The sequence below is a fragment of the Micromonospora sp. NPDC023644 genome (assembly GCF_040640115.1).
Taxonomy (GTDB): Bacteria; Actinomycetota; Actinomycetes; order Mycobacteriales; family Micromonosporaceae; genus Micromonospora.
The window spans coordinates 12,523-38,724 of sequence record NZ_JBFABA010000010.1; the positions used below are offsets into that span (position 1 = coordinate 12,523).

General features: G+C 70.5%; 28 protein-coding genes, 1 tRNA gene and 1 pseudogene. 15 read left to right on the plus strand and 15 right to left on the minus strand.

Going from position 1 to position 26,202, the window contains the following annotated elements; all coding sequences use genetic code 11:
• The first annotated feature begins 6 nt into the window (after positions 1 to 6).
• The 12 genes from AB0G08_RS10555 (at position 7) to AB0G08_RS10610 (ending at position 7,609) form a co-directional block, all read left to right on the plus strand.
• Positions 7 to 945 (plus strand): hypothetical protein, encoded by a 939-nt coding sequence (locus tag AB0G08_RS10555; RefSeq protein WP_358085957.1) that lies wholly within the window; start codon positions 7 to 9, stop codon positions 943 to 945.
• Positions 946 to 1,028: 83 nt separating this feature from the next.
• The gene (locus AB0G08_RS10560; protein ID WP_358085959.1) at positions 1,029 to 1,889 is read left to right on the plus strand and encodes an FtsK/SpoIIIE domain-containing protein; all 861 of its coding nucleotides are present in this window, start codon (positions 1,029 to 1,031) and stop codon (positions 1,887 to 1,889) included.
• Positions 1,886 to 2,095 carry a hypothetical protein gene (locus tag AB0G08_RS10565; RefSeq protein ID WP_358085961.1) on the plus strand — a complete coding sequence of 70 codons (210 nt, stop codon included), beginning with the start codon at positions 1,886 to 1,888 and terminating at the stop codon, positions 2,093 to 2,095. Before AB0G08_RS10560 ends, AB0G08_RS10565 begins: the two co-directional genes overlap by 4 nt.
• Positions 2,096 to 2,182: 87 nt before the next feature.
• On the plus strand, positions 2,183 to 2,617 hold the full coding sequence (locus tag AB0G08_RS10570) for a hypothetical protein (RefSeq protein ID WP_358085963.1): 435 nt from the start codon (positions 2,183 to 2,185) through the stop codon (positions 2,615 to 2,617).
• Positions 2,614 to 2,913, plus strand: a complete 300-nt coding sequence (locus AB0G08_RS10575) for a hypothetical protein (RefSeq protein WP_334607469.1) — start codon at positions 2,614 to 2,616, stop codon at positions 2,911 to 2,913. The genes AB0G08_RS10570 and AB0G08_RS10575 overlap by 4 nt, the downstream gene beginning before the upstream one ends.
• A complete protein-coding gene (locus AB0G08_RS10580; protein ID WP_358085965.1) occupies positions 2,910 to 3,287 on the plus strand; it encodes an RRQRL motif-containing zinc-binding protein in 378 nt (125 codons plus the stop codon). Before AB0G08_RS10575 ends, AB0G08_RS10580 begins: the two co-directional genes overlap by 4 nt.
• Positions 3,284 to 3,445 (plus strand): hypothetical protein, encoded by a 162-nt coding sequence (locus AB0G08_RS10585; RefSeq protein ID WP_358085967.1) that lies wholly within the window; start codon positions 3,284 to 3,286, stop codon positions 3,443 to 3,445. The genes AB0G08_RS10580 and AB0G08_RS10585 overlap by 4 nt, the downstream gene beginning before the upstream one ends.
• Positions 3,442 to 4,200: a hypothetical protein gene (locus AB0G08_RS10590; protein WP_358085969.1), complete on the plus strand. Its 759-nt coding sequence runs from the start codon at positions 3,442 to 3,444 to the stop codon at positions 4,198 to 4,200. The genes AB0G08_RS10585 and AB0G08_RS10590 overlap by 4 nt, the downstream gene beginning before the upstream one ends.
• Positions 4,197 to 4,460 carry a hypothetical protein gene (locus AB0G08_RS10595; RefSeq protein WP_358085971.1) on the plus strand — a complete coding sequence of 88 codons (264 nt, stop codon included), beginning with the start codon at positions 4,197 to 4,199 and terminating at the stop codon, positions 4,458 to 4,460. Before AB0G08_RS10590 ends, AB0G08_RS10595 begins: the two co-directional genes overlap by 4 nt.
• Entirely contained in the window at positions 4,460 to 6,238 is a 1,779-nt protein-coding gene (locus tag AB0G08_RS10600; protein WP_358085972.1) for a replication initiator, read from the plus strand. Before AB0G08_RS10595 ends, AB0G08_RS10600 begins: the two co-directional genes overlap by 1 nt.
• Positions 6,239 to 6,254: 16 nt before the next feature.
• Positions 6,255 to 6,461 (plus strand): excisionase family DNA-binding protein, encoded by a 207-nt coding sequence (locus tag AB0G08_RS10605; RefSeq protein ID WP_358085974.1) that lies wholly within the window; start codon positions 6,255 to 6,257, stop codon positions 6,459 to 6,461.
• On the plus strand, positions 6,461 to 7,609 hold the full coding sequence (locus AB0G08_RS10610; RefSeq protein WP_358085976.1) for a tyrosine-type recombinase/integrase: 1,149 nt from the start codon (positions 6,461 to 6,463) through the stop codon (positions 7,607 to 7,609). The genes AB0G08_RS10605 and AB0G08_RS10610 overlap by 1 nt, the downstream gene beginning before the upstream one ends.
• A gap of 21 nt (positions 7,610 to 7,630) precedes the next feature.
• On the opposite strand, the gene AB0G08_RS10615 is transcribed toward AB0G08_RS10610, so the two are convergent.
• From AB0G08_RS10615 to AB0G08_RS10625, 3 genes and pseudogenes are all read right to left on the minus strand, one after another.
• A tRNA-Arg gene (locus tag AB0G08_RS10615) sits at positions 7,631 to 7,706 on the minus strand.
• A 195-nt stretch (positions 7,707 to 7,901) separates the two neighbouring features.
• Complete coding sequence (locus tag AB0G08_RS10620; RefSeq protein WP_358085977.1) at positions 7,902 to 8,573, minus strand: transposase; 672 nt, start codon at positions 8,571 to 8,573, stop codon at positions 7,902 to 7,904.
• Positions 8,574 to 8,676: 103 nt separating this feature from the next.
• Positions 8,677 to 9,090, minus strand: a pseudogene (locus AB0G08_RS10625) (IS110 family transposase); the annotation flags it as partial.
• Positions 9,091 to 9,618: 528 nt separating this feature from the next.
• Between AB0G08_RS10625 and AB0G08_RS10630 the strand changes: the two are divergent.
• Entirely contained in the window at positions 9,619 to 10,179 is a 561-nt protein-coding gene (locus AB0G08_RS10630; RefSeq protein ID WP_358085978.1) for a hypothetical protein, read from the plus strand.
• A 908-nt stretch (positions 10,180 to 11,087) separates the two neighbouring features.
• Here AB0G08_RS10630 and AB0G08_RS10635 read toward each other — a convergent pair.
• Positions 11,088 to 11,291: a cold-shock protein gene (locus AB0G08_RS10635; protein WP_013283833.1), complete on the minus strand. Its 204-nt coding sequence runs from the start codon at positions 11,289 to 11,291 to the stop codon at positions 11,088 to 11,090.
• Positions 11,292 to 11,404: 113 nt separating this feature from the next.
• Here AB0G08_RS10635 and AB0G08_RS10640 point away from each other — a divergent pair, with 113 nt between their 5' ends.
• The gene (locus AB0G08_RS10640) at positions 11,405 to 11,860 is read left to right on the plus strand and encodes a hypothetical protein (protein WP_358085980.1); all 456 of its coding nucleotides are present in this window, start codon (positions 11,405 to 11,407) and stop codon (positions 11,858 to 11,860) included.
• Between the two features lie 481 nt (positions 11,861 to 12,341).
• Here the strand turns inward: AB0G08_RS10640 and AB0G08_RS10645 are convergent, their stop codons facing one another.
• On the minus strand, positions 12,342 to 12,638 hold the full coding sequence (locus AB0G08_RS10645; RefSeq protein ID WP_043326983.1) for a helix-turn-helix domain-containing protein: 297 nt from the start codon (positions 12,636 to 12,638) through the stop codon (positions 12,342 to 12,344).
• A 980-nt stretch (positions 12,639 to 13,618) separates the two neighbouring features.
• Between AB0G08_RS10645 and AB0G08_RS10650 the strand changes: the two genes are divergently transcribed.
• Positions 13,619 to 15,010: a reverse transcriptase family protein gene (locus AB0G08_RS10650; RefSeq protein WP_358085982.1), complete on the plus strand. Its 1,392-nt coding sequence runs from the start codon at positions 13,619 to 13,621 to the stop codon at positions 15,008 to 15,010.
• Between the two features lie 742 nt (positions 15,011 to 15,752).
• Here AB0G08_RS10650 and AB0G08_RS10655 read toward each other — a convergent pair.
• From AB0G08_RS10655 to AB0G08_RS10700, 10 genes are all read right to left on the minus strand, one after another.
• Positions 15,753 to 16,349, minus strand: a complete 597-nt coding sequence (locus AB0G08_RS10655) for a hypothetical protein (RefSeq protein WP_358085984.1) — start codon at positions 16,347 to 16,349, stop codon at positions 15,753 to 15,755.
• Between the two features lie 129 nt (positions 16,350 to 16,478).
• Entirely contained in the window at positions 16,479 to 17,711 is a 1,233-nt protein-coding gene (locus AB0G08_RS10660; protein ID WP_358085986.1) for a serine protease, read from the minus strand.
• A 145-nt stretch (positions 17,712 to 17,856) separates the two neighbouring features.
• Positions 17,857 to 19,068 (minus strand): low temperature requirement protein A, encoded by a 1,212-nt coding sequence (locus AB0G08_RS10665; protein ID WP_358085988.1) that lies wholly within the window; start codon positions 19,066 to 19,068, stop codon positions 17,857 to 17,859.
• Positions 19,069 to 19,309: 241 nt separating this feature from the next.
• The gene (locus tag AB0G08_RS10670; RefSeq protein WP_358085990.1) at positions 19,310 to 19,852 is read right to left on the minus strand and encodes a hypothetical protein; all 543 of its coding nucleotides are present in this window, start codon (positions 19,850 to 19,852) and stop codon (positions 19,310 to 19,312) included.
• Positions 19,853 to 20,038: 186 nt separating this feature from the next.
• On the minus strand, positions 20,039 to 20,401 hold the full coding sequence (gene mnhG / locus AB0G08_RS10675; RefSeq protein ID WP_358085992.1) for a monovalent cation/H(+) antiporter subunit G: 363 nt from the start codon (positions 20,399 to 20,401) through the stop codon (positions 20,039 to 20,041).
• Complete coding sequence (locus AB0G08_RS10680; protein ID WP_089002241.1) at positions 20,398 to 20,661, minus strand: monovalent cation/H+ antiporter complex subunit F; 264 nt, start codon at positions 20,659 to 20,661, stop codon at positions 20,398 to 20,400. Before AB0G08_RS10680 ends, mnhG begins: the two co-directional genes overlap by 4 nt.
• Entirely contained in the window at positions 20,658 to 21,284 is a 627-nt protein-coding gene (locus AB0G08_RS10685; RefSeq protein ID WP_358085994.1) for a Na+/H+ antiporter subunit E, read from the minus strand. The genes AB0G08_RS10680 and AB0G08_RS10685 overlap by 4 nt, the downstream gene beginning before the upstream one ends.
• Positions 21,281 to 22,858 carry a Na+/H+ antiporter subunit D gene (locus AB0G08_RS10690; protein WP_358085996.1) on the minus strand — a complete coding sequence of 526 codons (1,578 nt, stop codon included), beginning with the start codon at positions 22,856 to 22,858 and terminating at the stop codon, positions 21,281 to 21,283. Before AB0G08_RS10690 ends, AB0G08_RS10685 begins: the two co-directional genes overlap by 4 nt.
• Positions 22,855 to 23,331, minus strand: a complete 477-nt coding sequence (locus tag AB0G08_RS10695) for a Na(+)/H(+) antiporter subunit C (protein ID WP_358085997.1) — start codon at positions 23,329 to 23,331, stop codon at positions 22,855 to 22,857. The genes AB0G08_RS10690 and AB0G08_RS10695 overlap by 4 nt, the downstream gene beginning before the upstream one ends.
• Positions 23,328 to 26,165, minus strand: coding sequence for a Na+/H+ antiporter subunit A (locus AB0G08_RS10700; protein ID WP_358085999.1), 2,838 nt, complete (start codon positions 26,163 to 26,165; stop codon positions 23,328 to 23,330). Before AB0G08_RS10700 ends, AB0G08_RS10695 begins: the two co-directional genes overlap by 4 nt.
• Between the last annotated feature and the right edge of the window lie 37 nt (positions 26,166 to 26,202).

The window sequence follows — 26,202 nt, forward strand, 5'->3', positions numbered from 1 at the left end:
CGTGTCGTGTCCAAGTCTAGCCCTCGCCGCTCGTTCGGACGGAAGTCCAACGGCACCATCACCGTCATCGAGGCCAAGGTCCACCGCTCCTCGGCCCGCAACGCCCGCTTGGCGTTCATCCTCACCGCCGTCATCACCGGCATCCTGACCGCCGCCGTGGCGACCTCCTACACGCACCCCATCGTGGCCCTGTTCGTCGCCGTCGCTATCGGTGTTCCCCTCGGCGGGCTCGCCTGGGTGCTCGTGCGTATCTGGCCGGTGCTGCGGCTGCTGTGGTGGTGGCTTCCCGAGATCGTGTTGACGGTCGTGGTGCTCACCTTCTGGGTGCAGCTGGCCAACCACACCCCGGCGGTCGTCACGCTCGTCGTCGTCGCCCTGGTCGTCGGCGTCCCCGCCGCCATCCCCACCATCCGCCGTGCCGTAGTCGCCTGGGCCTGGTGCCTGATCGTGCGCCACCGGCTGCGCGTGTGCTTCGCGCAGTTCATCATCGCCAACCAGTCCGGCAGCCTGCCGCTGATCCTCTGGGCCAAGCCGACCCCGGTCGGTGAGCGGGTCTGGGTCTACCTACGCCCCGGCCTCTCCCTGGCTGATCTGGAAGGGCGTCTCGACCGCATCGCGGTCACCTGCCACGCCTCCACCGCTCTCGTCGAGCGCGCCTCTGACCGCAACGCCGCGTACCTGCGGTTCGACATCAAACGCCGCGAGGTCCTCACCGCTGAGGTGGGTTCCCCGCTGGTCGACGTCATCGACCCGAGCATCCCGGCCACTGACCGGCCGATGCCGGTCGTGCCGACCGCCTTGGACCTGCCCGACGTTGACGCACCCACCGTCACCCTGCCCACGCAGGGCAAGCCGGCCGCGAAGACGCCGGCCGCCACCGCCAACGGCAGCAAGCCCGCGGCTTCCTCGTCGACCGACGCCGACGACGTCTCCGACTGGATCTGACCCACCAACAGAACGGACGCGGGGAGCCCTACGGGCTCGCTCGTGTGGTTCCTCGCGCCCACCAAGCCCAAGGAGGGCACCTCATGACCACCATCGCTACCGCCCCGACTGCCGGGGTTCCGGTGGGGCCTGGCCTGTCGATGTTCGACCCCATCTTCGTCGGCATCGACGAGTTCGGTCAGCCCGTCTACATCACCCTCGCCTACCGCAACCTCCTCGCCGGCGGCGAACCCGGCGGAGGCAAGTCCGGCCTGCTCAACACCATCGCCGCCCACGCCGCCCTCTCCGTCGACTCCCGCTTGGTCCTGTTGGACGGCAAGCTCGTCGAGCTGGGGCAGTGGGAAGACTGCGCCGACGCGTTCATCGGCCCCGACATCACCGAAGCCCTCACCGTCCTGCGACGGCTGCAAACCGTGATGAACAACCGCTACGCCTGGCTGCGCGCGCACGGGCGCCGCAAGGTAACCGCCCTCGACAACCTGTCGGTCATCACCGTCCTCGTCGACGAAATCGCCTTCTACTCCGCCACCGTCGGCAGCAAGCAGGAACAGGAAGAGTTCGTCGCTCTCCTGCGCGACCTCGTCGCCCGGGGCCGCGCCGCCGGCATCCCCGTGGTCGCCGCCACCCAGCGGCCGTCCTTCGACATCATCCCCACCAGCCTGCGGGACCTGTTCGGCTACCGCGCCGCGTTCCGCTGCACGACTCCGAACAGCTCGAACATCGTGCTCGGTCACGGCTGGGCCGAGCAGGGCTACTCCGCCACCGACATCCAGCCCACCAACCAGGGCGCGGCCTACGTCATCGCCGAAGGCGGCGTACCCCGCCGCATCAAGGTCGCCTACCTCACCGACGCGCAGATCGCTGGCATCGCCGACTACGCGGCCTGGATCCGCCGACCCGGCCGCCTCACCGCCACCGCGCCTGATCTGGCGGTGGCGGCATGACCACCCGCGAACGCGCCAACGCCAAGGCGAACAACCAACGCGCCAACCAGTACACCGAAATGTGGATCGTCGGCAGTCCCGAGGACCTGGCCGTGATGATCCAGGCCGCCTCCCGAACCGGGCGGCTCGTCTTCGTCTCCGCACCCCACCAGATGGGCGGCGACGACACCCGACACCGCCGCTACCTGCGGCTGCGCACCCACTAGTCGGCCGACAGGACCAGTGACTCGCCTGCCAGCAGAGCTGGTCCTGCCGACCACCGCCAACAGCCCTACCGAAAGGACGTGGCTGCCATGAAGGCTACCCACCAACCGCCCACCGTCCAGGTCAGCCCGGCTGACCTGCTGCGGATGGCTGCCCTCTACCTACGCCGGCACGGCTGGGCCCAGGGCATCTACTACGCGACCACCGACGCTCTCACCTCGCCGGCCTGCGCCGTCGGGGCCATCGGCATGGCCTGCGCCGGAAAGCCGCTCATGCACCCGGTCCTCCTCTCGTCCGCCGACGAGAACATCTACCGGCAGAGCATCGCCGCGCTCGTCGACTACCTCGACGCCTTCGCACCCGTCTTCCACATCGACGAAGACGGCCACCTGCTCGATGAGCACACCTCCCCGTACTCGTGGAACGACGACCCGACCCGCACCGCCGAGCAGGTCATCACCGCCCTTGAGAAGGCCGCTGACGAGTGGGACCGCCTCCGCACCCAAGGAGGCGAGAACCGGTGAGCACTGTCAAGAAGTCCTTGACGCCTCTTCCTCGACAGCAGCGGCGTCGGGAGGTCGTCGAGAACGACGAGTTCGCCGCCTTCGCACGGCGCATCATCCGCGCCCACGGCCGCCGCGTCGCTACCGGTGACGTCGAAGCCCTCCGCGACCTGGTTGCCCTGTCCGCCGACCTCGATCAGGCCATCACTGACGCCGTCATCGGGCTGCGGGCCTTCGGCTACTCCTGGGCCGAAATCGGCTCCCGGCTAGGCATCTCCCGCCAGGCCGCCCAGCAGCGCTGGGGAGACCGCCCATGACCACCCTCACCGAGCCGACCGGGCTCGCCTCCCGCTTCTACGACCCGACCGGCAGCCGCTACGGGTTCCCCACCTACCCCTTCCAGTCCGCCCCCGCCGGGCTGGCTACTCGCCGGCAACTACGCGCCGCCGGCCTACGTCCGGGCGGTCATGACCCCGTCGCGCAGATCCTCTGGCGTCGCGGTAAGCGCCTCGCCTACCTCTACCGCCTCGACCTCGCCCAACCCAAGCGCGTCGCCACCCCCGCCCAGCGGGAGGCCATCGCCAAAGCGCTACGTGCCCGGCGGACCTGCCGAACCTGCGGGCTCGTGCAGCCCTACTACATCCCCCGCCGCTACGGCTGTTGCCTCGACTGCCACGGAGGCCACCGATGAACACGCCCAACCCCTGCCCCTGCGGCGACTACTACTGCGCCGACAACACCCCGCTCACCACCATCGACCGCCGCGACTGCTGCCAATACTGCGGCTTCTACAACTGCGACGTCTGCGGCTGGACCGCCCTCGCACCGACCGGGGGTGACCCGCGATGAAACCCACCGCCGGCCCTCGCCTGGAGGGCATCGTCCTGGTCCTCATCCTCCTCACCGTCGCCGGCTTCGCCGGAGCCGCGTCCTTCACCCACGTCAAAGACTGGACCCTCGCCAACTCCCCTGCCGGCACCGGGCAGTGGTTCGGCTGGGCCAACGCCGTCATCTCCGAACTCGTCCCCATCGCCTGCCTACTCACCATCCGGCGACGCCGCCGCCTCGGCGCACCCATCGGCTACCCGCTGTTCCTGCTCATCGCCGCTGCCGGACTCTCCCTCGCCGCACAACTCGCGGTCGCCAAGCCAGGCATCTCCGGATGGCTCCTGTCCGCCGTTCCCGCTCTGGCGTTCATGGCCCTGGTCAAACTCGTCCTCGCCCCGACCCCCACCAGGTCGGAAGACACCACGCCGACCGTCGAGCAGGTCGAGCAGGTCGAGCCGATCCGCGTTCAGGTGGCCGAGCAGGTCACCACCGAACCGGCACCGCCGGCCATCACCCCCGCACCCGAACCGACCCCAACCCCGGCCGCCGAACCGGCCCCGGCTGCTGAGCCGGCTGTTGAGCCGGAACTCGTTACCGCCCCGGCCCCTGAGCCGGTCGACGTCCCTGCCCACCTGCTGCCCATGGCGCGCTTCGCGGCCGTGCAGCACGAACAGTCCACCGGGGCACCCATCACGCCGGACGAGCTGGCCAACCGGCTCGACGTCGCCCCGGCCGTCGCCGGGCAACTCCTCGCCATGGCGCGGGGTGCCCGATGACCATTCACCTCGTCGACATCGAACACGTCGAGCACGCCTGCCCCGCCAACCCTGACGGGCACCCGTACGACATCCGCCGGACCCTCGTCGACGTCATCCCCGGCGGACCCTGCCGCGCACCGGTCACCATCCGCTGCGGCAACACCACCACGCAGATTCCCTGTCACCGGCACGAGCCGGCCACGCGCCAATGCGGCGCCTGCCGGGTCATCGTCACCGAACGCACCATCACCACCCGCACCCCCGAGGTGTCGGCCTGATGGCGTCGACGCTGGACCTCACACCCCGGACCACCACGGCCCGGGGTGTGGGCTCGAACGCCGACACCACCCCGCCCGTCTACGCCTACACTGCCGCCGGCTCCGCCTTCACCCGCGCCACCCAACCGGACTACTACGGCTGGATCGAGCACGTCCGGGCCGCCGCCGGCTGTACCCGCCCCATCCGCCTCGCCGGCCAACTCCTCACCATCGACGCCTCCACCGGCCGGGTGCTCGATCAGCGGCACACCGACGCCATGCCCGACGCCGCCATCTACACCGCCTGCGGCAACCGACGCGCCACCGTCTGCCCGTCCTGCGCCCACACCTACCAACGCGACGCCTACCAACTGCTGCGCGCCGGCCTGGTCGGCGGCAAAGGCGTTCCGGAAACCGTCGCCCAGCATCCGGCCGTGTTCGCCACTTTCACCGCCCCGTCCTTCGGCACAGTCCACGTCCGGGCAGTCCGCCGGCACACCTGCGGCAACCGGAAGCGCTGCGACTGCCGACCGGAGCCCTGCCACGCCCGCCGCGACGCCGGCCTGTGCCCCCACGGCCGCCCCGCCGTGTGCTGGGCACGCCACGAATCCGACGATGCCGTGCTCGGCCAACCGCTGTGCCTGGACTGCTACGCCCATGACCACCAGGTCGTCTGGAACCTCTACTCCGGCGAACTGTGGCATCGCACCAAACAAGCCGCGGAACGGTGGCTCGCCAAACTCGCCCGACGCCGCGGCATCCCTCGGGTGGAGGTTGTCACGGCCTCCGGCAACACCCGCACCGTCCCGCCCGTGCGGCTGTCGCACGGCAAAGCCGCCGAGTTCCAAGCACGCGCAGCCGTCCACTTCCACGCCCTGGTGCGCCTCGACGGCGTCCACCCCACCGACCCCACCGCCGTCATCCCACCCCCGGCCGGGTTCACCCTCGCCGACCTGGAAGACGCCCTCCGGCACGCCGCACAGGTCGCCTTCTCCACCCCCGGCCACCCCGACCGGCCCGACGGCTGGCCCATTGCCTGGGGCGAGCAGCTCGACATCCGCCCCATCACCCTTACCGGTGGCGGTGAGGTCACTGACAGCATGGTCGCCGGCTACCTTGCCAAGTACGCCACCAAAAGCACCGAGGTAACCGGGCACCGCTCCGTCAGGCTCACCGCCGACACCATCGGCGACTACGCCGACCCCGACGGCGACCACACCGCCCGCCTCATCGACGCCTGCTGGCGCATCGGCCGCCCCACCGGCCGGCCCGTTCCGCTGTGCGAGCGGCCTCGCGACCCCCGGCCCCGGCCCGGCTTCGTCGCCCGCTGGGAGTGCCCTAACTGCGGCACCCACACCCGCTACGCCGCCTGCCCCGTCTGCGTCGCTCACCGTCAAGCCAGCCTTGACACCAAACCGACGACTTCAGCACCGGCCAACCCGTACGCCCGGCTACGTCGCTGGGCGCACATGCTCGGCTTCGGCGGCCACTTCCTCACCAAAGCCCGCCGCTACTCCGTCACCTTCCAACTCCTGCGCGACACCCGGGTCACCTTCCGGCGGAACGAAGACCAGGACCACGAGCACACCGGCACCCTGCGAGCCGTCGACCACCTTGACGACGGCACCACCCTCATCGTCGGCGCCCTCACCTTCGCCGGCGTCGGCTGGCACACCACCGGAGACGCACTCCTCGCCAACACCGCCGCCGCCATGGCACGCGAACGACAAGCCACCGGCCGCGAAGAACTTGCCCACGAACTCAGCGCCAGCACTGACCTGCGGCCCGTCGCCGCATAACAAGAAGGGAGATCACATGGACAGGCTCTTGAGCGTCGAGGAAGCGGCTGCGCGCCTCGGCACGACCGAACGCTTCCCCCGAAGGCTGATCGCCGAACGGCGGATCGAGTTCGTCAAGCTCGGCACCCACGTACGGATCCGGGAGAGTGTCTTGAACGCCTACATCGCCGAATCGACCGTCGAACCACTCTCCGTGCGTTGGCGTAACGGGGCGGTGGCCTGATGGGAGCCGCTCGGAAACGCCGCTTCGGCCGGCTTCGCAAGCTGCCGTCCGGTCGATACCAGGTCCGCTACCTCGGCCCAGACGGGCTCGACCACCCTGCCCCGAGCACCTTCCGCAGCAAGGCAGAGGCGGAACGGTTCCTCAGCATCGTGGAAGCCGACATCTCCCAGGGGCGGTGGATCGCGCCATCGGCTGGCCGGACGACTATCGCCGAGTGGGCCGAGCAATGGTTCACCGCCACGGAGTCCGGGTGGAAGCCCAAGACCAGGCACACCTATCGGTCCGTGCTCGACCGCCTGGTCCTCGCGCACCTCGGCCGTACGCAGTTGGCCATGCTCCGCCCGATCGCGGTCAGTCGGTGGATCGGCACTCTGGCGGGAACACTCAGCGCCTCGCAGACACGTCAGGCGTATCGACTGCTCGCCCAGATCATGGCCTCGGCGGTGGACAACGGCATGATCCCGTCATCGCCATGTCGAGGTGTCAAATTGCCTCGGATACCGGAAGCCGACCCGCACATCCTCACCGTCGAGGAGGTCGACCGGCTCGCCTCGAACTGCGGTCTCGCTGACCGGGTCCTGGTGCTGCTGCTCGCTTACGGCGGCCTGCGCATCGGCGAGGCTCTGCCGCTGCGCCGCCGTCACATCGATCTCACCAACGGCAGAGTGGTCATCGCCGATGCAGTCAGCGAGCTGCCGGGCGGCCCTGTCATCGACACCCCGAAGAACCATCAGCGGCGAGCACTGCTGGTGCCCGCGTTCGTCGCCGAGCTGGTCGGGGAACACCTCGCTACCCTCCCGGACGACCCCGACGCCTTCGCATTCCCTGGTCGGCAGACGCACACCGCCCACCGGCAGCAGAGCTACTACGGCTTCCGACGTCGTTTCATTCAAGCCGTGGCCGCCGCCGGGCTCGCCGACGTCACTCCGCACGACCTACGCGCCACCCACGCAAGCTGGGTAGCTGACTCTCACGGCGTGCTCGTCGCCGCCCGACGGCTCGGACACGCCAACGCCAACGTCACCACCCGTCACTACGCCCGCGCCATCGACTCCCGCGACGCCGAGGTGGCTGCCCACCTGGACAACCTCGGTCGGACCGGATCGGGCACGCAACGGGCACGGACGCGCCGAGAGGAAGGAAAATGATCGTTGATCAAGGGTCTGACCTGGTGCCCCCGGCAGGATTCGAACCTGCGACACACGGTTTAGGAAACCGATGCTCTATCCCCTGAGCTACGAGGGCGCGAGGGCCTAGTCTAGCGACCTGCGGGTTCACCTGGGGTGGCAGGGAGTGGCCCACGTTCACCCACGTCACCCGGACCCATGTTCTCCCAGCCCAGGACCACACCCGGAGTCTCCATGTGACTCCGGTTGATCTTGGTGGGCGGGGTCGAGTGTCCGGCGGGACCGGGGTTCCGTCGGCGGGGAGCGTGCTGGTTCAGGCGGCGGCGCGGATCGCCGGTGCCGGTCGGATAAAGGTCTTTTGGTCACGGACAAGAGCCCAGAGAACGTCGACGCGTCGTCGGGCGAGGGCGAGTGTGGCTTGGCGGTGGTCCTTTCCTTCGCCGCGTCTCTTCTCGTAGTAGGCGCGGGAGGTGGGGCATTCTCGGGCGGCGGTGAAGGCGGCCATCCACAGGATGTGCCGCAGCCGACGGTGAAAGCGGCGAGGCTGCCGATGGTTGCCGGAAACCGTGCCGGAGTCGCGGGAGACGGGTGCCAGGCCGGCGTGGGCGGCGAGTTTCGCAGGGCTGTCGTGCTCGGTCATGCCGGCGGTGTGGACCAGCAGTTCGGCGGTGAGCAGGGCGCCCATGCCGGGCAGGCTCCCGATGATCGGCGCCCGCTGGTGCTGGTCGAGGTGCTCGGCGATGAGGTCGTCGACAGCGGCGATGCGCTGCTCCAGGGCGAGGATCTCGGTGGCCATCTGCCCGACCACCACGGCGGCGGCGCGTTGCCCGGGCAGGTTTACGGCCTGCTGCCGGGCGGCGGCCACCATCGCCTCGACGACCTGAATGGCGTTCTTGACGTGGCCGCGGCGGAGCAGGGCGGTGATCCGGTCGACGCCGGCGTGCCGGATCGCCGCCGGGGTCTGCCAGCAGGCGAGGACCATCATCGGCCTTCCGGTTCAGGTCCACGGCCCGTTCAAGGGCGCGACTGATGCCGGTGAGTAGTTCCTGCAACCGGAACAGGGTGGCGACGCGCTGCCCGACAAGGTCGGCGCGGTAGCTGGTGAGCACGGTGAGTTCGGCGAGGAGCCGGTCGGTGGGCTCCAGGACGGGGATGTCGGGGCGCATGCGGATGGTCTGGGCGATGACCACCGCGTCGCGGGCGTCGGTCTTGTTCTCTCCGGCGAACGCGGCAGCCATGTGGAACGCGACGGTGCCGGAGACGTAGCGGACCGGGACCTGCCTGCACCACAGCAGGGTCAGCAGTAGGGCGGACAGGCCGGTGGTGACGTCGACCGCCCAGCAGACTGGACGGCCGTGCGTCGACACCTCAGCCATGACCATCAGGAGAGCGGTCTCGTCGTTGGCGACCCGACGGGAGTAGACCAGCCGACCGTCGCCATCAACAGCAGCGACGTGGTGGTGGATCTTACCGATGTCCACGCCGATCCACAGCTTCGCCACCCTCGCGCCTCTCCTTCATTCGATCGGATTTCTGTCGGGCCGTCGTCTGTGGGTTCGGATTTGCCGGCACCTTCTACCAATGCGAACGCAGGTCGCGGGTCTCCATCAGCGGTCTACCGGATCTCGCAGACGATCAAGCGGCGGGTGGCATCTCCTACCGTCAGCCAAGCGATCTCGGCGAAACACACGCAGCCATACCCACCCCTCCCGGGCATCGGGGTCTACGGCCAGGAGGGCCGTGCCCGTTCAACCAACGCGTCAGCGAGGCGGGAGCGGGTGGCACCTCGAAGCTCAGCCACGATCACGGCGGAACTACACAGCCATCCCACTCCCGGCCCCGCGGGCACGGCGACCCCAGCCTCCCGCCGTCGCCGGCCGGCGCCTCGGACACGATGTGCGAGAGCCGGGGATCGATCGAGCGCGGGGAAGGCGTACGGCGTGACTGCCCATAACGGGGACGCGGGGCCGCCGTTCCTTGACTGGCCTGATTCCCACGCCAACCATCGCTGCAGCGGCTTGAATGGCGGTGTGCAGGTCAGCAAGGGCGGGCGGGACTGGCGCATCGGCGCCGCCGCCGACGTGGGCTGGATCGCTGGTCACACCACTGCCGGCGTCTCGATCACCACCGCCATCCCGCCGGTCTTCGACGCCTACGCCACCGCGTACCAGGCCGACGACGTCACCGCCGCCGCCTACGAGCACACCCTGGTGGAAGACCTCATCACGCACACCCCCAACCAGCCGTGGTGGCTGGCCTACCTCGACACCGGCGCCCACGACGTCGTCTTCCCCCACGCCCCCAGGGTGTCGCTCTACTGGAACTGGCCGTACGTGCTGGTCGAGGCCGGCCCCGAGCAGGCCCTCACCTGGCGGACCGGTGGTCACATGCGCCACCCCCGCGGATCGCTACCCGACCTGTTGTTTCCCGCAGACCGATCATGGCTGGTCTCCGCACTCTGGGACGACACCTGGACCTGCGTCGGGGGCCCGGAACCGCTGATCAACACCCTCCAACGAGATCCCCTGGCCAACGCCCGCCGGGTTCGACCCGACGAAGACGCGCTGCCACCGGGCCTGACCCGCGAGTGACACCCCGAAGGCTGGCGACGGTCGAGTCAGCCGGAACCACGGGGTCATTTTCAGGCGGGGCCGACAGAGCCAGGTGCGCGCACTCTCCTGGGCAGGAACTACTGTTCGTTGCACGCACTCTCGTAACGCACCCGGGACGCTCGGTCAGCGGCTAGAGAGTTGACGGTTCCTGGCAGAGTCTACCGATCAACACGGTCCTGCCCACGTCGCTGCGTCAGAGCAGATTGACCGCGTCGCGGCGGCGATGTAGCGGCGTACGATCAGAATGGTGCGGGTCCGCAGCCTGCCAACGACATCAATACGTGCGTGGCGAGTAGCTTGCGTATGCCGGTGACGGCGACTGTCCCCACCCGGTCGTAGGGCAGCTCCGATTGCAACCCCTGGGCTGCGTTGCGAAGGTCTGTCGTGATCTCGTCCGGACGGAACGTGCCGCCCCAGCCGTTGAGTCCTCCGCGCTGATTGGTGCTGAGGGGGCCATGCCGCAGATGCAGGCGCCGTCGACCAGGATCAGCCTCGCAGGACCGGAGTAGGTCGTCGTCATAGTCATCAGCCCCTCAGGATGTAACGCCGTGCACCCCGGGTCCCGTCTGTCTGACAGTCATCAGGTGGAAAGGCGTCGAGTCCGACCATGGTGTGTTCCACCTGGCCGCGACCGTACGTGCCTCGACCGTCAGGGCGGCGGCGATGCGGAATTCGGCTCGCTAGAGATAAGGGTCGATGCTTGGCAGACTGGCGCCCGAGGTCCGAATCGATCCAGGGAGGAGAACACGGGGGCAATGCTGAGCTGGTTCCACACCGAGATGACCGGCCTTCTGCCGATCGACGATTTTCGCGATGCCGTGGTGAGCGCATGAAACGCCGAACGGCGGCCCGCTGAACCAGTCGGGCCGCCGCTCACAGAATGTGGATCAAAGCGGGCGGATGTTCTCCGCCTGCGGGCCCTTCTGGCCCTGGGTGATGTCGAACTCCACCTTCTGATTCTCGTCGAGGCTGCGGAAGCCGCTCGCCGAGATCGCGGAGAAGTGGGCGAAGACGTCGGCGCCGCCGTCGTCCGGGCTGATGAAGCCGAAGCCCTTGTCGGCGTTGAACCACTTCACGGTACCTGTAGTCATGTCTGCTCCTTCGCAGGCTGTTAGAGACCGCACTGTGCGGACCCTTACGCCGCCGCGTTGATCACCCGCGTCGAAACGACACGAAAAACGAAAAGCGCCTGGATGGGTTTCAGATGCCCCATCAGGCGCCGGAAAACGTCTACGGAAATCAAAACTGCAACTCGGCTACCGTAGCACATGATCCGTCGTCGCTCCATGGCGGGAAGTGGACCTGGCCACTGAGCTTGCTTCCCTGCGGAGGCGCGCCCGGATCCACGCCGCGCTCGGCGAACCCGGCGGGCCTGGCGATCGTGGACGCGCTCACCTTGGGTGACGCCGCTCCCCTCGACGAGATGCGCGACCTCCTCACCGTCCTCGACGCCCTCAACACCGCAACCGGCACCGACCGCGCCGACCTGCTCGACAGGCTTGCCACGTTCCACACCCGCCGCCACAGCCCGCGTCACTGCCATATCGACCATCAGTCCTTCGGCGAGCTGCTGCGCCAGCCACAGTCCCCCGGTGGCCGACCTCCCCCGGCGACGGCAGGGCGACGTCTACCTCACCCAACCCGGGCCCGTCGTCGCTGACCTGGCAGGTCAGCAGGTCAGAGTGCTGCCACAGACGCACCTCGCCGCTACCCCCGCCATGGCGCACCACGTTGGTGACCAACTCTGCACCGCCAACACGAAGTCCTCCAGCCCGTGGCCCACCAGACCCGCCGAACGGGCTGCCGCGGCGACCGCGTGTCGCAGCGCGGTCACCCGCGCAACGGTGATCTCTTCCGACAACAACGCCGCTTCGTCGGCGCCACGAGCGGTGCGCCATTGGCACCCACGTCGTCCGTCCCGCCGCGCCCCGAGCACCGGCGGCCGACGGCCGCCCTCGAACCGCCGGTCACGAACAGCAACATCCCGGCCGATGGCCGGGATGCGAAGAGGTGCGACGAGCAGGAGTACGGGCTACCAGGACCGAGCCGGGGACGGGGACTCTCGCTCTGGCGGGCGGCCGGCTCATCGCCCGACGACCTCAGCCGAGAGCGGGCCGGCCAGTCTGCCGCCAGGGCCCACGCTACTGCTTCTCGTTCTGCCGCAGGGCTTCCTCGAGCTGGTCTTCCAAGATGATGATCCGGCAGGCGGCTTCCAGGGCGGTGCCCTGATCCACCATCTCGCGGGCCCGGGCGGCCAGACGCAACTGGTAGCGGGAGTAGCGGCGGTGCCCGCCGGCAGAGCGGTGCGGATTGATCAGTTTCGCCTCGTCCAGGCGGCGCAGGAAGTCCTGCGTGGTGCCGAGCATCTCCGCGGCCTGACCGATGGTGTAGGCCGGAGTGTTCTCGTCGCCGAACATGTCATCGGGGTTTCGCCCCATGTCACCTCCACGTCGAGGGCCCCGGCGCTCACGCGCCGGGGCCCAGGGTTACGGGTCAGAACACCATCTACCGACAGGAACGTCGGCTTGTCGTATCCGCACCAGCCGCTGAAGGCTTCGGGTGCGAGGATCGCATATGCGTGACCGGAGACCACCTCTCGTTCGATGGAAACTGCGGTGTCCGCCGAGCCTGGAATGACGGCTGCTGGCGGGCGATCCAACGGTGTACGGCCCTCCCTTTCCTCTGCGTCTTCTTACCTTGCGGTCCGCCGGCGCCGGAGCCCACGCGACTTCATGGCCCCGACACGTGCGGCGACATCAGCTGGAGCCCTGAGCAAGCCTCGGCCCCACCTGCGTGCCCCATCGCGCATCACACGTTGGGGCGGACGTGCTCCTACTGCCGTTCTGGCGGAACGAATCCCGCTTCTTGCCGTCCGTCGTGACCTCACGGCCGGGCGGCCCCGTCTGCGTCTTGACGGATCTTCTCTCTCGACTCGCAGAAGAGTATTCCACGCCGCCGAGGATGTCTAGTCGTTCCAGCCTAGATTTCCTGGTCCGCCGCCGTCAGGGTCACCGGCGTGCCCCGGCAGGCACGGCGAGGTCCGCGCCGGCATCGACCCGACACCGGTACCGCCTACCGACCGATCAACAGCGCCGAACGGTCGCGACGCACTCCGGCCGGCGCGCCCGTTGTCCCACGACAGCGAGACCCGGCCCTGCACGGTTCTCTCCACCGCGCCACGAGCATCGCGGACACCGATGACGGTCTCCGTTCTCTACGCTGCTCCCATGGCAGCGTGTCCCGAGCTGACCAGGCCGCTCCCCCACGCGGGGTCCGGTCATGGTCTCTCCGGGGTAACCCCGGGGACGCGACACTCACCTCGGCACCACACCACAGGTGCGTCGGCACGCTCCGCGAGCCTGTGCACCCGTACGACCGGGCATCGTCGGGACACGCTGCCACCCCTACCGGCCTGCCCGTGACCACCATCCAGGCCCTGGCCACCGCGCTCGCCGACGCGTTCCTCGCCGGCGAGGGCTGGCGCCGCGCCGATCTCGTCGGCCAGGGTGGGCTCGTCCTCGGGGTCCGGCGGCGATGGCTGCGGCCGGTCGCCGACGCGGTGCTGGCCGCCTACCCGCACCCACCCACCGACCGGCCACGCGAACTGGCCACGTTCCTGAGCACCCTCGACCCGCTCCGCGCGGCAGTCGCCGCCGCCCGCCAGCACCAGCGGCCGATCGTCATACGCGCGCGGCCCGTGACGCCGACCCGCACCGTCCGCCGTCCCTGGCGCACCCCCGTCATCGACACCGTCGGCGACCTGGCCGCGATGCTCGACCTGAGCATCGAGCACCTCGACTGGTACGCCGACCGACGCGCCATGAACCGGCGCGCCACCGCTCACCGGCTGCACCACTACCACTACCGGTGGACCGACCACGGTCGGCTGATCGAGGCACCGAAGTCTCGGCTCCGCGCCCTGCAACGCCGGCTCCTCGCCGAAATACTCGGCCCCATCCCGGTCCACACCGCCGCGCACGGCTTCGTACCCGGCCGCTCCGCGCACACCTTCGCCGCCGCCCACACCGCGCAGCCGGTCGTCGTCCGGATCGACCTGCTCGCCTTCTTCACCCACATCCCCGCCACCCGCGTCTACGGTCTGCTCCGCGCCGCCGGCTACCCCGAACCCGTCGCCCACACCCTCACCGGACTCTGCACCACCCGCACCCCACACCCCGTCCTCCGCCGCGCACCAGCCCACCTGCCGCACCGGGCGACGCGGCTCGCCACGCTGCGAACCGGCCACCTGCCCCAAGGCGCGCCCACCTCACCCGCACTGGCCAACCTGTGCGCCTACCGACTCGACCGACGCCTCACCGGCCTCGCCGACGCCTTCGAGATCACCTACACCCGGTACGCCGACGACCTCGCCTTCTCCGGCGACCTCACCACCCGCCGAATCCACGACCTGATCACCGCCGTCACCGACATCGCCCGCGACGAGGGCTTCCAAGCCCACCCAGGTAAGACCCGCATCCGCGAGCGCGCCGACCGGCAACTTCTCGCCGGACTCGTCGTCAACCAACACCCCGCCACACCACGCGACGAATACGACCGGCTCCGCGCCATCCTCCACAACGCCGCCCGCACCGGCCTCGCCTCGCCTCGCAGAACCGGAACGGCCACCCCGATTTCGCTCAATACCTCATCGGACGAGTTCTCTGGGTCGGTCATCACCACCCAGCACGCGCAGCCAAACTCGCCGCGCTGCTGGCTCAAGCTCTTGCGGCACCCTAGACTGACGCCGCGCGGCAGCTTCGCCGGATCTCGGCCGGCAAGGACACGTCAGACCAACCGAAGCATGGCCTGAGCAGGACTTACGCCTGTTCTGCCGATCTTCGGCAAGCGAGCGCAGCAATGCGCGTGTGCGACCCACTAACGTAAAGACAGAATAGGAACCCGCAGGCAGTAAGCCTCTGGGTACAAATAGAGCGTCGTCTTAGGAAACCGATGCTCTATCCCCTGAGATACGAGGGCGCGAGTCGTCAGTCTAGCGACCTCCGGGCTGACACGGGGTGGCAGGGAGTGGCCTGCGTTGACCTGCCTTGTACGGGCCGGACGACGACCCTACGCAGACCACAGAGCGCGCAGGTGACCACGATCGTTGGCCAAGTGGCACCGGTGGAGAGCACACACCGCGCAAATCATCCAAGATGATGAGGTCTCTACCACTCCCCGGGTCTGACCCTGGTCGGACTACGCCGCCACACCCCCGTAAAGCAGGTCGTCGAGACCGACCAGCGCGCAGACGACGAGCGGGGTCGTACCCGAAGAGGCATAGCGCCACGGCGGTGCCCTGCGCGGCCACGTGGCGAGAACATCGGTGACGGAACCAGAAGGGCCACCGGGTCGCCACCGACCTCGCCGGACACCAGGCGTGCGCGGCCGACTCGTTCTTCGCCTCCCACGGCGGATCCGTCCGCCGCAACCAGCCAATCGTTCACACCATCCCGCGCCCAGGCCCAGCCACGCACCCCGTACGGAGAAGCGTGCCGGGGTCGTCCACGAACCAGCTCATGTCCGACCCCTGCGTGGCCGCCAGTCCCGCCCAGTCAATACAGGGTGATGATCAAGTCCAGCTCCCGCGCGACGACCATACGACAGTGGTCGGCGAACGCACGGAGCCCGGCCAGCACGCGGGCGAACGCCTGGTCGTCCTCCTCCTCAGCGTGCACCTTGTACACCCCGAGTTCGCTCATCTCGACGACGGAGAACTCGCGCCGGACCGCGACGACGTCCAGCCTGTCGATCCGTTCGACGGCCGCGGCGAGGAACGCCGTCCCCGAGCACCGCCACCGGAAGCCCTGCCCACTGGTGGCGTGCTCGGCGAAGACCTCATCGCCGTGGACGATGCGGTACGCCATCGAGCGCTCGCGTTCCTCCCACGTGCGAGTCGCGCGGTAGCCCTTCGGGTCGAGCAGATACTCGGCCTGCTCGAACGAGCGGTCCCCGAAGCTGTGGACCCAACCGGCTCCGGCCGGCAGCACGGCGAGAAGCTCCCGGCTGATGTCCGGCAGGGTTTCGCCGGCCCACGGCTGACAGAACGGCGGCTGCTCGCTGGCCAACTCCCACAGCACGGGGTCGGCACGAATGGCCCGTACCGGATCGGTGCCCAACGGCAGAGCGATGCTCTCCATGTCGATACCCACGGCACGAGCTCAGCACATCAACGCACGACCACCCACACCAGCGTTGCCGGTAGTTGCGCAGGTGCGGAATGCCGAAGGGCCGCCGGGGCGCGCGATCGCGCCCCGGCGGCCCGCCGTGGTCAGCCGTCGTCAGCCGTTGTTGTCGATCAGGCTGGCGATCTGGCTGTAGATCAGGTGCGCCTTCGCGCCCTGGTTCGACGGGCAGCCGCCGAGGTGGTGCAGGGCGATCACCCGGTGGCTGGAGTTCAGCACGGGCGAGCCCGAGTTGCCGCCGGAGGTGTCACAGCTGTAGCTGATGTTCCAGCTGTTGTAGTTCGCGTTCTTGACGGTGCACGTCGCGCCGTTCTGGGTGTCCTCGAAGATCGACAGTCGCTTCGGGCTGCCGTCGCCGTGGCCCGGGATGTACATCCGCGTGCCGGTGCTGGTGGCGGTCGTCGCCAGGTACAGCGTGCCGAAGCTCTGGATGCTGGTGAAGTTGTTCACCGAGTACAGGGCGTAGTCCAGTTCGCCGGATCCACCGCTGCTCACCTTGTAGAGGGTGGCGCCGCTCACCTTGGTGCCGGCACCGGGGTTCGCGCCGCCGCAGGTGGCGCACTGGTAGTTGAACTGCATCTCGCTGCCGCTGACGGCGGACTGCGTGGAGAAGCAGTGCTTGTTGGTCAGCATGCGGTTGGTGTTGCCGACCCGCCAGGTGGTGCACATGCCACCGCCGCTGATCAGCAGCCGCGCCACGGCCCTGCCGCGGGCGTACTCCGTGGGGTGGCTGTTCTGGTAGCAGACCACGTCGCGGCGGGCGTCGGTGCTGCAGACGGACTGCGTGGAGAGGTTGTGCTGCGTGATCTCGGTGCGGTCGTAGCCGCGCCAGAACCGGTCGATGGTCGCGACGTTGCCGCGCGAGGCGCGGCTGCTGTGCAGCGTCACCACCGCCGTGTCGCCGTCCACCGACATCGCCCAGAAGCCCGGCTGCCCGTCGGTGGTGTAGTCCGAGCCGGTCGCCCGGTTCAGGTAGCGGTCGTACCGGTAGCTCTCCCGGCCGTCGGGGCTCGACACCGTGACGTAGTCGCCGTGGGCCAGGCGCAACGAGCTGAAGTGCACCTTGACGTACGACGCGCCGGGGTGCCGGATGATCTGCGTCCGGCCGTCGCCGGCGGCGGAGAGCGCGCCGTCGACGGTGCGGAGCTCACCGACCGTGGTGACGCCCTCCGCGTAGAACTGGTCCGCCTCGGGTGCCCGCTGGGACTGCGGCGCGAGAGGTTGGACCGCGGACGCCTCGGCGGCGGGCATCGACATCAGACTCAGCCCGAGCGTGCAGGCGCCGAGTGCGACCGCCGCCGTTCGCAGGCGGCGTAGGGCAAGTTTCATCGTCGCTCCTCCCCAGGAACCAGCACCCAGACGTGCTGTGCAGCCTTCATACACGAGACCAACCAAGACATGCAAGTTTATCGATGCTTGGCCGAGGTCGACCGAGGCCGCCGTTCGACGGCGAGGTGCCGAGGACCGGCTCCGGTCAGTGCGCCGGTGACGGCGCTTCCGGCGGGCGACCGGCGGCCTGGGAGGCGTCGGCGAGGGCGACGCCCAGCAGGACCAGCGCGGCCACGGCCGAGGCGGCCAGCGGTGGGGCGAGGAGGAGGGGTACGGCTGTGGCGGCCAGGATCGCGATGGCCACGACCCGCCGGATCGACAGCCGGTCGAACACGACACGCTCCAGCCGGATGCGGCCGTAGAGGAACAGCGCCGGCCCGCCGAGGATCACCGCGAGCCACACCGGTTCCGGCCGGCCACCCGGTTGCTTGAGCACGATCTCGTAGCCGACGGCGGTGGCGACGATGCCGATCACCATGACGACGTGGGCGATGCCGGTGGCCTGGCCGGCGGCCAGGCGGTCACCGGCGCCGGCGACGGCGTCGGCGAGGACCTGCCCGGAGCGGTAGAAGTAGATCCGCCACAGCAGCACCGTGGACAGGTACGCCACCACGAGCGCCGCCGACGTCGCCGGGGTGACCGGCAGGTCGGTGAGGGTGATGCCCACGACGAGCACGGTCTCGCCGAGGGCGATCATCAGGAGCTGCTGGTAACGGTGCGGCAGGTGGTGGCCGCTGTGCATCGCCCAGGCGCTGACAGGTGGCCGGGCCATGCCGGGCACCGGCCAGCGCCGCTGAGCGACGACGATGTCCACGGTCACGGCGACACCCCACAGGGCGGCGCGAGGCCAGCCGCTGACCGCCGCACCCCCGAACCAGAGCACCGCGCTTACCGCGCACCACAGCATCGACCGGACGTAGAGTCCGCGCAGGATGTGCCCGCGCAGCAGGGGCAGGAGGATCAGCGGCCGGGCGCAGTGCAGGATCACGTACGGCAGCACGAACGCCAGGCCGCGGCCCCCGAACGCGTAGGGCATCGACGATGCCATGATCAGCAGACCGAACGCGCTGGCCAGCACCACCAACTGGATCTTGCCGCGGCGGGGGTCGAACCAGCTGGTGATGTGCGCGGTGGTGATCCACACCCAGATCAGCGGCATTGCCAGCACCAGCAGGTACGCCAGGGAACGCCACCGCACGAGTGAATCGCCGCTGGTGATGTCCCGCACGACCCGGCTCACCACGCCGGACAGGGCGAACACCAGCACCAGGTCGAAGAACAGCTCCAAGAAGTTCGCCTGCCGCACGTCCTCGCGCCGTTCCAGCAGGTTCCGCCCCTGACCGTCCCGAAGCCCCATGCCACCCATGCTCGCGGCTGGCACGTCGCCGTACGGGCACGTTCGGGGTGCTCCACCCGGTAGGAGAGAACTACCCGGTAGGAGAGGGTAGGTTCGGGCCGTCCAGGCCCTCGGCGGCGCGCGCACGACGAGCTGGGCCAGGGCGGGGCGGCCCGGGTCGGCGTCCTCGCGGCCGGGCGCGCCGGTCACGGAGCTCGGGTACGCGCCCGCGCCTCGACGGTCCTCTCGGGCGGGCGCCCCGTCACCGCCAGTGCCCGCGGTACTTGCGCTGGTACTTCGGGTCGGCCTCCGCGTCGATCAACTCCCGTGCCGTCCGCTCGACGACCGGATCGCCGACGGCGTCGTGGAGGTGCCGCAGCCCTTCGACGATGTCGCTGCGCACCAGGGTGCCGTTCTTCTCGTCGGCGGCTTCCCCGTACCGCCGGGCCAGGGCCGCCACGACGGCGCGGCGCTGGCTCTCCCCGGCCAGGCCGATCTTCCACAGCGACCGGAGGGCGTGGCGGGCGGTGACGAACCGCTCGTCCCTGCTGACCGCCACCAGCGCGTCCAGGTCGCGCAGAATCCGCTCCGACGGGTGGCGTGCGGCGAGGTTGCACAGGAGCTGCGCGGCGATGGCCCGGTTGTGGTTGTCGGCGTCGCCCAGGTGCCCGACGAGGTCGTCCCAGACGTCGTCGGCCCAGGGCACCGGCTCGCTCGTCGCCTCCATCAGGGCCGTGTAGGCGGCGTTCTGGCGCGTGCGGTCCGCGCCCCACGCGTCGGCGTACTGCGCCGGTGCTCCGTCCATCGTCCAGCCTCCGGTGGTCCACGTCGCTGCCGGCGTCGGGGAATGGCGCCGCCGTTCCGGTCGACGGGCCCCCAGCAGGTTGCCAGAGAGCCGCCGCGGGTGCGGCCCGCCGCGCGGGGGCACGGGAGGCGACCGTACGTCCGCCCGGGCCCGCCGCCCCCTGCGGACGCCGGCCGGGGGTGCCGGTCAGGACCGGCCGGAGCTGATCCGGTCCAGGTTGGGCGCGAGTTCGTCGGTGATCAGCAGGTCGCGGCGGATCTCGTCGTGCGGGTAGCCGGCCCGGCCCACCATGTGCGCCGCGACGGGCGCGGTGGCGAGCTGGAAGGCGCCGACGAGGACGAGGGTGGTGATGTCCACGCCGGTGCGCAGGCGCAACGCGCAGCCGAGCAGCACGAGCAGCAGGCCGAGCACCTGGGGCTTGGCCGCCGCGTGCATCCGGGCGAGCAGGTCGGGGAAGCGCAGCAGTGCCGCCCCGGCGGCGACGCAGAGCAGCGCGCCGGCGATCAGGCAGACCGCGGCGGTGACGTCGAGGACGGCGTCGAGCGTCACTTGTCGTTCCTCCGGGCGGCGAAGCGGGCGACGCTGACCGAGCCGACGAACCCGAGGATGGCGAGGACGACCAGCACGGGCAGCGCGGTGGCGTCGCGGCTGTAGGCGGCCTCGGTGGCGATGGCGGCGACGACGACGGCGAGCAGGACGTCGGTGGCGACGGCGCGGTCGAGGATGGACGGTCCGCGGATGATGCGGACGAGGGTCAGGCCGACGGCCACGGCGAGCAGCGCGGCGACGGTGACGGCGACGACGGTCATGCGGGTGCCCCTTCCGGGTGGGCCGGCTCCGGCGGGCCGGCGGGGTGGGGTTGCGTCACGCGGCGCAGCTCGTCGGGCGAGCCGATGGCGGCGACGATCCGCGCTTCGAGGTCCAGCACGCCCTGCCGGAACCGCTCGACCTCCTCGCGGCTGCGGACGCCGATGACGTGCACGTAGAGGGTGCCGGTCGTCCGGTCGGCCTCGATGATGAGGCTGCCGGGCACCAGGGAGAGCGCCTCGGCGGTCAGCGTGAGGTTGAGGTCGGTGTTGACCCGCAGCGGCACGGCGATGATCGCGCTGAGCGGGGGGCTCCCGAACCGCACCGCCAGCCAGGCGATCTGGGCGGAGGCGACCACGAGGTCCCGCAGGAAACGCACCCAGAACCGCGCGAGCGGCACCGGCCGGATCCGCCCGGCAAAGGTCACCGGCGGCAGCGGGAACACCGCCAGCAGCACGACGGAGAGCACCAGTCCGCTGATCAGGTTGGCCCAGGAGAGGGTGCCCCACAGCAGCACCCAGACCCCGGTCAGCCCGGTCACGGCGACGATCCGGTTGCGCCGGCGGGCCTTGCGGGTCAGCGGCGGGTTCGCCGGCCCGGTGGGGGTCGTCGGGTCGCCGGTCACGGGGCACCGTCCGGGAAGACGGCCTCGACGTACGGGGTCCGGCGCAGCAGGTCGTCGGCGGCGTCGGTGCTGATGTCGAACAGCGGCCCGGCCACCACCGTCAGCGCCAGGCCGAGCACCACCAGGGCGGCGGTCGACCCGATCATCAGCCGGGGCAGCACGACGCCCGACGCCTCGGGGTCCCGTTCCCGGTGCGGCTGCTCGGCGCCGCCGGTGCGGGCGGCGTGGGCGGTGTCGCCGGCGTCGGGCATGTCCGGGTGCGGGGCACGCCAGAAGGCCAGGTTCCAGACGCGGGCGATGGCGTAGAGGGTGAGCAGGCTGGTGAGCAGCCCGCCGGCGACGAGCGTCCAGGCCAGCGCGCCGCCGTCGTCCACGCCGGCCTGGACGAGGCCGAGCTTGCCGAGGAAGCCGGAGAACGGTGGGATGCCGGCGAGGTTGAGCGCGGGCACGAAGAACAGCACGGCCAGCAGCGGCGAGAGTCGGGCCAGCCCGCCGAGCCGGTCCAGGGCGGTGCTCCCGCCCCGGCGTTCGACCAGGCCGGCGGCGAGGAACAGGGTCGTCTGGATGGTGATGTGGTGCACCACGTAGAAGATCGCCGCGGAGAGCCCGAGGGAGCTGCTCAGGCCGACGCCGAAGAGCATGTAACCGATGTGGCTGATGAGGGTGAACGACAGCAGCCGTTTGACGTCGGACTGGGCGACCGCGCCGAGGATGCCCACCACCATGGTCAGCGCCGCCACCACCAGCAGCAGGTCGGCCGTGCGGCCGCCGGGGAACAGCAGCGTCTCGGTGCGGATGATCGCGTACACGCCGACCTTGGTGAGCAGGCCGGCGAAGACCGCGGTGACCGGGGCCGGGGCGGTCGGGTAGCTGTCCGGCAGCCAGGCCGACAGCGGGAACACGGCCGCCTTGATGCCGAAGGCGAGCAGCAGCATCCCCTGCAGGACCAGCCGCAGGTCGTCCGGCAGCGCGTCGAGCCGGTCGACGAGCTGGGCCAGGTTGAGCGTGCCGGTCGCCGCGTAGACCAGGCCGATCGCGACCAGGAAGATCAACGACGACAGCAGGCTGACCACGACGTACGTGGTGCCGGCCTGGATCCGGGTCTCCGTGCTGCCCAGGGTCAGCAGCACGTAGCTGGCCACCAGCAGGATCTCGAAGCCGACGTAGAGGTTGAACAGGTCGCCGGAGAGGAACGCGTTGCACACGCCGGCGGTCAGCACGAGGTAGGTCGGGTGGTAGACCGACAGCGGGGTCTCCTCGTTGCCGTCGGCCGTGCCCTGCCCGATCGAGTAGACCAGCACGCAGAGGGTGACGGCGGCGGAGACGACGAGCATCAGCGCGGCGAGCTGGTCGGCGACCAGGACGATGCCCAGCGGCGCGACCCAGCCGCCGACCTCGACGACCAGCGGTCCGTCGACGGAGGAGCGGACCAGCAGCGTGGCCGCCACGGCGACGGTGGCGGTGAGGACGGTGAGGCTGACCCAGCGCTGGGCGCGGGGCCGGCCGACGAGCAGCAGCGTCAGGGCCGCGCCGAGCAGCGGCATCACCACCGGCAGGGGTACGAGCCAGGTCATCGGCCCCTCCCCGCGCTCCCGGCCGGGCTCGCCGTCCGGTCCTCGTCGTCGGGTGCGGCGGTCGGTTCGCTCTCGCCGTCACCGGTGTCGGGGTCGTCGGTGCCCGGCCCCTCGTCCCGGTCGGCCAGCTCCATGATGCGGCGGTCCTCGACGTCGTCCTGCACCTCGTCGTGCCCGTTGAGGTGCCAGCTGCGGTACGCCAGGGCGAGCAGGAACGCGGTCATGCCGAGGGTGATGACGATCGCGGTCAGCACCATGGCCTGGGGCAGCGGGTCGCTCATGTCCCCCTCGGCGGTGGTGCCGACGATCGGCGGCCCGCCGGCCCTGCCGCCGGTGAGCAGCAGCAGGTTGGCGCCGTTGCCGAGCAGGATGACGCCCATCAGCACCCGGGTGAGGCTGCGTTCCAGCAGCAGCGTCACCCCGGCGGCGAAGAGGACGCCGACCACGAGGACGTAGGTCAGGTTCGGGTTCACACCAGCTCCTTCGTCCGGTCGTCGGCCTGTTCGGTCTCGGATTGGTCGGTCTCCTGCTGGCGGTCCATCTCCGCGCCCAGGCTGCGCAGGATGTCCAGGACCAGGCCGACCACGATGAGGTAGACGCCGACGTCGAAGAAGACCGACGTGACGAAGTGGACGTGGCCGAGGACCGGCACGTGCAGGTCCAGCAGGGCGCTCTGGAGGAACTCGCCGCCCAGGAGCATCGCGGCGACGCCGGTGCCGACCGCGACGAACAGCCCGGCGCCGAGCACCGCGCCGGCGTCGACCGGGGCGGCCCCGTTGAGCTCGGTACGCCCGCCCGCCAGGTAGCGCACGGCCAGTGCGAGCCCGGCGACCAGTCCGGCGGCGAAGCCGCCGCCGGGGGCGTTGTGCCCGGAGAAGAGCAGGTAGATCGAGAAGAGCACGATGGCGTGGAACAGCAGCCGGGTGACGACCTGGAGGATGACCGACTGCTGGCGGGTGGTGGCGCCGGTGGTGAGCCAGCGTGGCCGCGCCGACTCGGTGCGGCCGGCGCCGGGGATGCCCCGGCGCAGGTCGAGGTCCCGGGAGTGGCGGAAGATGAGGCTGGCCACGCCCGTGGCGGCCACCACCAGGACGGCGATCTCGCCCATGGTGTCCCAGGCCCGGATGTCCACCAGGGTCACGTTGACGATGTTCTTGCCGCCGCCGTAGGAGACGGCCTCGTCGGGGAAGTCGACGGAGATCGGGGTGGCCACCCGCGCTCCCGCCGCGACGTACGCCATGCCGGCGGTGACCACGCCCACGGCGACGCCGAGCGCGACGCGTCCGCGCCGGCTGGCCCGGATGGGCCGCTCGGAGAACTTGGCCGGGAGGTGGCGCAGGACCAGCACGAACATGACGATCGTGACGGTCTCCACCAGGAACTGGGTCAGGGCCAAATCCGGGGCGCCGTGCAGGATGAACAGCAGCGCGGTGCCGTAGCCGGCGACGCCGACGAGGATCATCGCGGTCAGTCGGCGCCGGGCGCGGGCGGCGGCCACGGCGGCCACGATCACCACCGCGGCGGCGACGGCCTGCAGCGGGGTGTCCCACAGCTGGAACCGCTGCGGCCAGGGCAGCCCGGCCAGCAGCGCCCCACCCGGCAAGGCGATCAACACCAGCAGGATGACGCCGAGGTAGAACGGGAGGGATCCGCGTTGGGTGGCGCCGGTCAGCTCCACCGCCAGCCGGTCCACCCCGCCGATGAGCCGGTCGTAGACCGCGGCCCCGTCGAAGGGCAGCCGGACCGCCGGGCCCAGCCGCCCCCGGTGCCGCAGGAGGAACAGCCCGACGCCGGCGGCGACCGCCAGCGCCGACAGGCCCAGCGCCGGGGTCGGCCCGTGCCACAGCGCGAGGTGGTAGCCGGGATCGGCGCTCGGGTAGAGGTCCGCGTACGGGGCGAGGACCTCGTCGACGGCGGGCGCGAGGAGCCCCGCCGCCAAGCCGGCGGCGGCGAGCACGACGGCCGGCGCGAGGAAGGGCCACCGGACCGGCCGGGCCTGGGTGGCGGGGACGTCGCCTTTGGTGGCGAAGGCGCCCCAGACGAAGCGCAGCGTGTACGCCACGGTCAGCGCCGAGCCGAGCACCACGCCGGCGAGCACCGCCAGGTCGGCGGTGCCGCCGTGCAGGAACGCCTCGACCGCCGCCTCCTTGGCGACGAATCCGGCCAGCGGCGGGAGGCCGGCCATGGAGGCCGCCGCGACGACGGCCACCGCCGCGAGCGCCGGCGCCCGCCGCCCGAGGCCGCTGAGTTCGCGCAGGTCGCGGGTGCCGGCGACGTGGTCGACGACGCCGACGACGAGGAACAGGGTGGACTTGAACAGCGCGTGGGCCAGCACCATCGCCACGCCGGCCAGCGCGGTGTCGCGGGTGCCGGCGCCGAGGACCACCATCAGCAGGCCGAGCTGGCTGACCGTGCCGTAGGCCAGCAGCAGCTTCAGGTCGACCTGCCGCAGCGCCGCCCACCCGCCGAGGAACATGGTGATCAGCCCGCCGGCGAGCAGCACCAACCGCCACGGCGTGACCCCGGCCACGGCTGGCCCCATCAGCGCGACGAGGAAGACGCCGGCCTTGACCATCGCCGCGGCGTGCAGGTAGGCGCTGACCGGGGTGGGCGCGGCCATCGCGCCGGGCAGCCAGAAGCTGAAGGGGAAGATCGCCGACTTGCTCAGCGCGCCGAGCAGGATCAGCACCAGGGCCACGGCCAGGTAGCCGCCGCCGGGCAGGTCGGTGGCGATCTCCGACCAGCGGTAGGTGCCGGCGTGCTGGCCGAGCATGACAAACCCGGCGAGCATCGCCAGGCCGCCGAGGGTGGTCACCAGCAGTGCCTGCATGGCCGCCCGCCGGCTTGCCCGCCGGGTCGGGTCGCTGCCGATCAGCAGGTAGGAGAGGACGGTCGTCAGCTCCCAGAACACGTAGAGCAGCAGCAGGTCGTCGGAGACCACGAGGCCGAGCATCGCCCCGGCGAAGGCGACGAAGACCGCCGCGAAGCGGCCCAGGCCCGGGTCGTCGGAGCGGAAGTAGCGGGCGCTGTAGGCGAGCACGAGCGCCCCGACCCCGCCGACGAGCACCACCATCAGCCAGGCCAGGGTGCCCATGCGCAGGGCGATCTCCAGGCCGAGCTGGGGAACCCAGGTGACCGTCTCGACGACCGGGGTGCCGGAGCGGACCGTTCCGGTCCGGGTCAGCGCCCAGACCAGGGTCGCCGCGGGGGCCAGGGCCACCAGGTAGAGGGCCCGTCGTCCCAAGATACGTATCAGTCCCGGGGCGATCACGGCTGCGAGTGCGTGGACCGCCACCAGAACCAGCACATACCCTCCCCAGAGCTCGACAGCCGGTTAGCCAACC